Origin of the sequence: Pseudoalteromonas sp. (assembly GCF_041613455.1) — a bacterium.
Lineage (GTDB): Bacteria > Pseudomonadota > Gammaproteobacteria > Enterobacterales > Alteromonadaceae > Pseudoalteromonas.
The window spans coordinates 1-7,616 of sequence record NZ_JBFJHD010000145.1 but is presented as its reverse complement, the minus strand read 5'-3'; the positions used below and the strand labels follow the sequence as shown (position 1 = coordinate 7,616).

Below are 7,616 nucleotides of genomic sequence, written 5' to 3'. Positions count from 1 at the left end.
GACAAACCAATATCTAACGGAAAAGAGTATAGTTTGCTTCATTTGTGCCACTAAGTAATTAGTAGCAAAAGGCGGTATGAGCGACATCGACAAAACCAACTCACCTTATGCTGATGAGCTAAGCGCAACACAATTAATTTATTCTGCTAGCTCGTTACAGCCAGGCGAATGCCTAGTGGGTCGCTTTGAAATAGAAGCGTTACGCAGCCAGGGACGTTATGGCTTAGTTTACCGCGCCTACGATAAACAGCTTGATACCGTCATAGCAATAAAAGTACTGCATGAAACCTTTGCAGAAGATCAGCAAGCCATTGCCGATTTTAAGCAAGAGCTGCTGTTGGTCCGTCAACTTAGTCACCCAAATATTATTCGCGTGCATGAATATTATCAGCACGACAATTTGCATTTTATTACTATGGATTGGATTGATGGCATCAGTTTAGAAGAAGCCATTGCCAAAGAGTTACTGAGTGCCGATGCAAAACTGACTATTATAGCTCAGCTGTTAGATGGCTTAGCCTTTGCGCAGCAAGCGGATGTTACCCATAAAGATATTAAGCCTGAAAACATTTTATTAGATAAGTCGGGCCGCCTGTATATTGGAGACTTTGGCCTGTCGGTATTTAATAACAATGCCGCGCTGGGTAATGTGGTTGGCACGCCGTTTTATGCCCCTCCCGAATATTTACAGTCGGGAAAAATTAATGCCAGCACCGATTTATACGCCGCCGGTACGTTAATGTTTCAGTTGTGCTGTCATTATTTACCTTTTACGGGTAACTCAATTGATGAGCTACTGCAAAATAAGTTACTCAGCAAACCTAAGTTTTCTGCCCAGCAAGTTGAACTTGAGCCATTAAAAGCATTCATTTTAAGCTTAATTTCGCCGCACCCCGCATCGAGACCAGCCAATATTGAGCTTGCGCAGCAGCAGTTTATTAATTTAACCGCAGTTAAAACTCAGCGTAGCCGTTGGCGTATTGCATTTACGATTTTGTTTGTTATTGCACTTATGCTAAGCGTGTTTTGGTTGTTTACTCAGCAAAAGCCAATAAAAGCCAATGCGACAGATCATTATGCGCTTGCGGTACTGCCTTCTGCTACGAATAACCCGCAGTTTGACCAAACGTTTGCCAATTACCTAAGTTATCAATTAGGCGATATTAAGAATTTACGGGTGGTTGAGCAAGCACGTTTAACCCAGTTATTTCAACAGCTAGGCATAACGGTGCCGCTTGATAATAGTAAAATAGAATTACTTACCGACTTATTGCAGGTTGATGTGCTGATAAACCCGCAACTATTTAGCACCGGCGCTGAAAAACAAGAGATACAGTTTGAACTCATTTTTGTTGATGGCTTTAACATTCAGCGTGAAGCATTACTGCGAGAAGCGTTTGATAATAGCAATTGGAGCAGTGTAACAACCCCGTTTGCTACAATATTAAAAGAACGCCTAAATATTTCTGGGCAGGCCGTTAAGGCGATAGCGTTTGACGAAAACCCATTGATTGATCTCTTCCCAATAAAAACCTTAATACAACAGGGGCAATTTGCTGAAGCACAGCAGGCGCTGGATAAAACGTTATTAGCAAAGCCACAATCGGCACAAGTTTGGCTACTCCAAGCGGAGTTGTTTTTAACGCAAAACTCAATTTTGTCAGCCGAGCAAGCATACAGCAAGGTGCTCGAATTTAGTGCTGCCGATACCTATAGTGCCAAGTTTGCCAGTGCTCGATTAAATGACTTAGCGGGTAAAGTTGAGCAAGCACAAGCCGAATATTTATCGCTGGTTGCGGCATTTCCGTATAACACTGAGCTTAAGGTGGTGTTATCGGAGTTTTATTTTTTAAATGGTCAATATAGCAATATGGAGGCTTTGCTGCTTGAGGTTGTTGACCTTGACCCTTATCACCCCACTGCGTGGTTTATGTTAGGGCGTGCAGCGTTTTTACAAGGAAACCTAGAGCAGGCATTGAATGAGTACTTTACTAAAGCATTAGTCACGGCAAAAAAGTTAAAAAATGTTTATCAGCAAGGAGAAGCTCTTAATGCGTTTGGTGTTGTCTATGACCAGCTAGGGGAAGTGAGTTTAGCGTTTGATTACTACCGACAGGCATTAACGATGCGCAAAATGGCAGATAATTTATCTGGGGTTGCTACCACTATGACTAATCTGGCTTATATGCATATCGCTGTAGGTCAGTTTCCTGAAGCGGATAGTTATTTACAGCAAAGTGTGACGATATATCAGCAGTTAGGCGATCAGGAAGGTATAGCCAAGACTTATACTGCGTTGGGAGTACTGGCCGAAGATCAAGCTCTATATCAAAGTGCATTAGGTTACTATCGTAATGCGCTTAATATTCGAATGAGTTTGAACAACCAGCAACGTTTAGCAGAAAGTATGAATAATGTTGGTTTTAGTTATTTTATGCTGTTGGATGCTGAGCATGCATTGGTTTATTGGCGCCAAGCAGAGCAGTTGTACCAGCAAATACAATACCCTATCGGGGTGATTCATGTACGACAAAATCTTGGCCAAATAGAGCTGGCGAAAGGTAATTGGCGTAACGCGTACCACTTGTTTAATAATACCTTAACCGATGCTCAGCAATTAAATAGTAGTAGTATGTCACTGTTATCAAAAAGCTATTTAACGAAACTGGCATTTTTACAAGGTAACTTTAATCAGAGCTTTACACAGCTGAAAGGGATTTTTGACGAAGCGCAAAAAATTAACAATGTAAGAGCGACGGCTGAGTTTGGCTTATGGTTAGCCGATTGGTCATTACAGCTAGGCGATACCGCTCAGGCTGCAGAGCACTTAGCGACTATAACGCAAAGTGTAATGAGCAATGGTAACCAAGAGCATCAGGCGATTTTAGCTTTTTTAAATGGGAAAATTGAGCAAAAGTTACCCGTTGCCGCCGCCCTAAATGCAGAATTGCTCATCGTTGATCATGGGCATCAGTCTATTTATATTCGCCAGTTAATTTATGCCGCCAGAGAAACATTACGGCAAGGCGGCCGCGATATTACTGCGTTATTGGCAAAGTTAGCCAAAGTAGATTTTAGTTTGCACCAATACGAATATATAGAGTATTTAGAATTAGTAGCGGTACAGCAGTACTTTTTGGGAGCGTGGCAACAATTAGCGGAAACGTTACGTGAAACCGACCTGTTATTGCGAAAAATGGGCGGTTATTGGCGCAGCTTTCAATTTGATCGGCTGCGTGCTCAACTAGCGCTTGCAAATAAGCAAAATCCGGCAAAATACCATCAAAAAGTGGCGAACAAACTGCGTCATCTGCAATCGAATTTACCGCCAGCGTTGACTGAACGTTTTATTGAAAATCAGCATTATTTCGCCTTAGATGACGGACTACAGGACCTATTACACCATGACCCATGATACGGATATTGCGATGCTGGTTGAACAGCTCAATGAAAAGCAAAAACAAATATCGCAGCAATTACACTCAGGTAATGAACAAATGCGCGGATTGGCTAAGCGTGTGTGGCGAGTGCAAGAAAATGAACGCAAGCAGATTGCTAGAGAGTTGCACGATGGCGTAGGGCAATTATTAACTGCATTGATTAATCAACTGCAACAGCTACAAAAAGGCGATGCCAACATTGGCTTAGATGAAAGCATTGAATTGGCACGCCAAGCGCTGTCTGATACTCGGGTGATTTCCCGCTTAATGCGACCAAGAATATTGGATGATCTGGGGCTAGTGCCGGCATTGGAATGGCTGGTACGTATTATGAGTGAGCCCGGTAAAGCGAAAGTGGAATTGCATCATCAAGTCGATACCCTATTAGAAAGCGATACTCAAACATTGGCATTTAGAGTGGTACAAGAAGCCCTAACAAACGCCATAAAACATGCGCAAGCTGAGCTCATCACTGTTAATGTTATTGCCACCGATAGCCTGTTGATGATCAAAATAAAAGATGATGGCATTGGTATGCAGCTAACGACAGCAGAAAGCTCACAAGGTTTTGGCTTAGGAGCAATGCGTGACCGAGTTGTTGCATTTGGTGGGCAATTAACTATTAATACTCAGCCACAGCAAGGCTGTGAAATTAAAGTATTAGTAACCGGAAAGGGGATCTCATGATTCGAGTTTTAATTGCCGACGACCACACCATTTTACGTCAAGGATTAGTGAGTCTATTAAGCAAAGATAATGATATTAGTGTGATTGCTGAAGCAGCCGACGGTATGGAAGCGGTGCAAAAAGCATTAGCACTTAAGCCCGCAGTGATTGTAATCGATATTAGTATGCCTGAACTCAATGGGATGGAAGCCGTCAAACGTCTTCACGAACAACTCCCCGAGGCTAAAGTGTTAGTACTTACTATGCATGAAGAGCAAGAGTATGTATTACATATGGTGCGAGCCGGCGCTTCAGGCTATTTACTAAAAGACAGTGCCAGTGATGAGCTTATTGATGCCGTTAAAGCATTGGCGCAAGGAAAAACATATTACAGCCAATACGCAGCAAGCGTATTAGCGTCGCAATCGCAAAAGCCCGCCGAAAACTGGCAAGATCCATATAAAAATTTAACCAAGCGTGAGCGAGAAGTGTTTCACTTAATCATTGAAGGTAAAACCACCAAAGACATTGCGCGAAGTTTAGATATTAGCGTTAAAACGGCAGAGAATCACCGAGGTAAAGTGCTTGATAAGCTCAATGTTGCTAATGCCGCAGAGCTAGTGCGTTATGCGGCAAAAAATAGCTTATTATTATAAACAAGGTGTTTTAACTACTGCTAACTAGGGGTTTTACCGGATACTGCCGCACTTAATTGTTTGACATGCTCGATGGGTCAAAACAATTAAGGTTTAATCAAATGCTTAAAACTACATTAAAAACGAAAACGTTACTTGCTGGCCTAATGGGCGCTGGACTGAGTTTGATGTCATTAAACTTAGCAGCAAAATCGCTTGGACCAGAGTTACAAGGGTTATTGGCCAGTGCCACAGATCATGAGGTATTTGAGGTTATCGTCACCTTTGAAGGCCAAGGCGCAGTTAATCCACAACTGCTAAATATTATTGAATCGGCAGGCGTGATTGGTGGTGTTAGCTTTAAGCAATTACCTATTGTTGGTATTACTGCGACTAAAGCGCAAATTGCTGAAATTTATGCCGCAAATGAAGTGCGCTCTGTTTGGTATAACGCGCCCCTTACATTAGAAAATGATGGTGCAACACAAATTACCGGTGTAGACCGTTTACGTGATGACTCATCTTTACGTAGCCAAGGTATGCCATTCTCGGGTCGTGGTATTGGGGTTGTGGTGAACGACTCCGGTGTTGATGGTACCCATGGCGACATTAAATACCCAAATCATGTGATTCAAAATGTGTTAGCGCAAACTAATTTACATTCATTGTCAGACATTCTGCCGGTTTCTTATCAAGAAAATACTGCTAATACCGATATTGCTGGTGGCCATGGCTCGCACGTTGCCGGCATCATTGGTGGTAATGGCGCTATGTCTAGCGGCAAATACCAAGGTGTGGCTCCGGGCGCTAAAATTATTGGTTATGGCTCAGGTGCAGGCCTGTTTATTTTAGATACTCTTGGTGGTTTTGATTACGCCTTAACGCACCAATACGATTACAACATTCGCGTTATTTCCAATTCATTTGGTAGTACTAGCGATACCGGAACAGACTTTAACCCAGATCATCCTACTAATGTCGCCACTAAACAATTATCAGATAATGGCGTGATTGTGGTTTTCTCAGCAGGTAACTCAGGTAGCGGCGAAGGAACCATCACCGGTAACTTTAAAAAAGCTCCGTGGGTAATAACCGTTGCGGCTGGCGATAAAGATGGCAACTTAGCTGATTTTAGCTCTCGTGGTGTGAAAGGTAAAAGCGGCGTAGCCACTGTTGATGGTGAGCAATTTAATTGGCAAGACCGTCCAACGATTACCGCACCTGGAGTTGATATTATTTCTACTCGTGCGTCACTGTCTAGTTTAAGTGCCCTGAGCATTACCGGTGACAGCGAAGTGATGGACCCAAATCATGTGCCTTATTATACCACTATGAGCGGTACTTCTATGTCGGCGCCGCATATTTCTGGGGTGGTGGCATTAATGTTAGAAGCGAACCCAAACCTTACTTGGCGTGAAGTAAAAGCTATTTTGCAAGAAACAGCCACTAACATGTCGGGCCGAGAGGCGTGGGAAGTCGGTGCTGGTTATGTTAATGCGTATGCGGCAGTTCAAGCGGTGGTCGATCAAAGCTTAAAATTTGGTGAAACCACTAAATTACAGCGTAGCTTTAATGCCAATGCATTAACATCAGTACAAAAAGAATATAACGACACAGTGCCGTTTAGTCCGGTAGGTGATAATGAGGGCATAACGATTTCGGTAGATGCCGATGCTTCAATGCTGATGGTTAAAGCTAATATTGATGATAATACTGTAGGACTGTCATTGACTAGCCCATCTGGCAAGCGTTATGGCTCAAGTATTGCGTTGCCAATCCTTGGTCAAAACATTGCAGTAACCGCCCCCGCCGAAGCTGGCAATTGGACGCTTAAGGCCAATGGTATTGGTGGTATTTCTGGAGTGGCGATTGATCCTGCCGGTGTGACTAATGGAGCGGCTGCGCCTGGTAATATTCCAGTGTCAATCAAGCTTATTAAAACGGATGGTTATGAAGGTCTTGATGATGTTACCAGCCATCCAGCGCGCGCTTTTATAGAATATGCAGTGAGTGAGCAGTTGGTTGACGCTACTGAGTCAGGCTATCGTCCAGACGACTACTTACTACGTCAAGAGTTAGCTGACTTTCTTGCATTAGGCGCAGGTGTTCGCCAGTCTAATTTAGCTACAACGAATAACTATGTGGATGTTAGCGGTCAGTATCAAGCGGCTATCAATGCGGTAACAGAGCAAGGAGCGGCGCTGCGTAACCGAGTGCAAGATCACGCACCAGTTATGTTAAGTGACAGCAGCTACTTTAGCCCAGAAGAAAAGGTTAATCGTAACCAATTGGCTTACTCGTTAGTACAAGCGCTAGCACTGCAAAGCGAAGCACAAAGCTTTAATGGTGAAATAACCGCTATATATAACGACCAACGCATTGCACTGAGCGATCAACAGCAGATTCCAGTGGAACTGCAAGGTTATGTGCAATTAGCATTAGACCTAGGCATATTAAATGCTTATTTCGATGTTGAACAAGGTCCGTATGACTTAGAGCCAACAATTACGGCACGTTTTAATGGTAGCAACGCGGTAACACGCGCAGACTATGCAGTCGCTGCAACCCGATTTTTTAACAACTAACTCCCCAAAGAAGTAACCAACACCACCTTGCTATTGTAAGGTGGTGTTTTTCATTTTAACCCCCCTATGTCGCTAATAATCAACAGTGTGCCTTTAAGATGTATAGCTAATTAAGCTATAGCATCGAGGTTATCAACTACTCCACCCGCAACCAAGCTGTAGGTAACGACAATAGAGTTATATACTGCAGTAACGCTGCCTATAAAAATAAAAACCCAGCAAAAGCTAGGTTTTATAAAGATCTATGAATGGTATTACAACCTAAAACACTATTCTATGTTCTGGATCTG

Annotated in this window: 4 protein-coding genes; all 4 read left to right on the top strand. The window is 43.0% G+C overall.

All coding sequences use genetic code 11. The features are described 5' to 3' along the window. The first annotated feature begins 76 nt into the window (after nucleotides 1-76). The 4 genes from ABYB02_RS12320 (at nucleotide 77) to ABYB02_RS12305 (ending at nucleotide 7,326) form a co-directional block, all read left to right on the top strand. Complete coding sequence (locus ABYB02_RS12320) at nucleotides 77-3,415, top strand: protein kinase (protein ID WP_372762742.1); 3,339 nt, start codon at nucleotides 77-79, stop codon at nucleotides 3,413-3,415. Continuing rightward, nucleotides 3,405-4,127, top strand: coding sequence for a sensor histidine kinase (locus ABYB02_RS12315; RefSeq protein WP_372762741.1), 723 nt, complete (start codon nucleotides 3,405-3,407; stop codon nucleotides 4,125-4,127). The genes ABYB02_RS12320 and ABYB02_RS12315 overlap by 11 nt, the downstream gene beginning before the upstream one ends. Continuing rightward, a complete protein-coding gene (locus ABYB02_RS12310; protein ID WP_076920496.1) occupies nucleotides 4,124-4,762 on the top strand; it encodes a response regulator transcription factor in 639 nt (212 codons plus the stop codon). Before ABYB02_RS12315 ends, ABYB02_RS12310 begins: the two co-directional genes overlap by 4 nt. A 101-nt stretch (nucleotides 4,763-4,863) precedes the next feature. Next, entirely contained in the window at nucleotides 4,864-7,326 is a 2,463-nt protein-coding gene (locus tag ABYB02_RS12305) for a S8 family serine peptidase (RefSeq protein WP_372762740.1), read from the top strand. Nucleotides 7,327-7,616 lie beyond the last annotated feature (290 nt).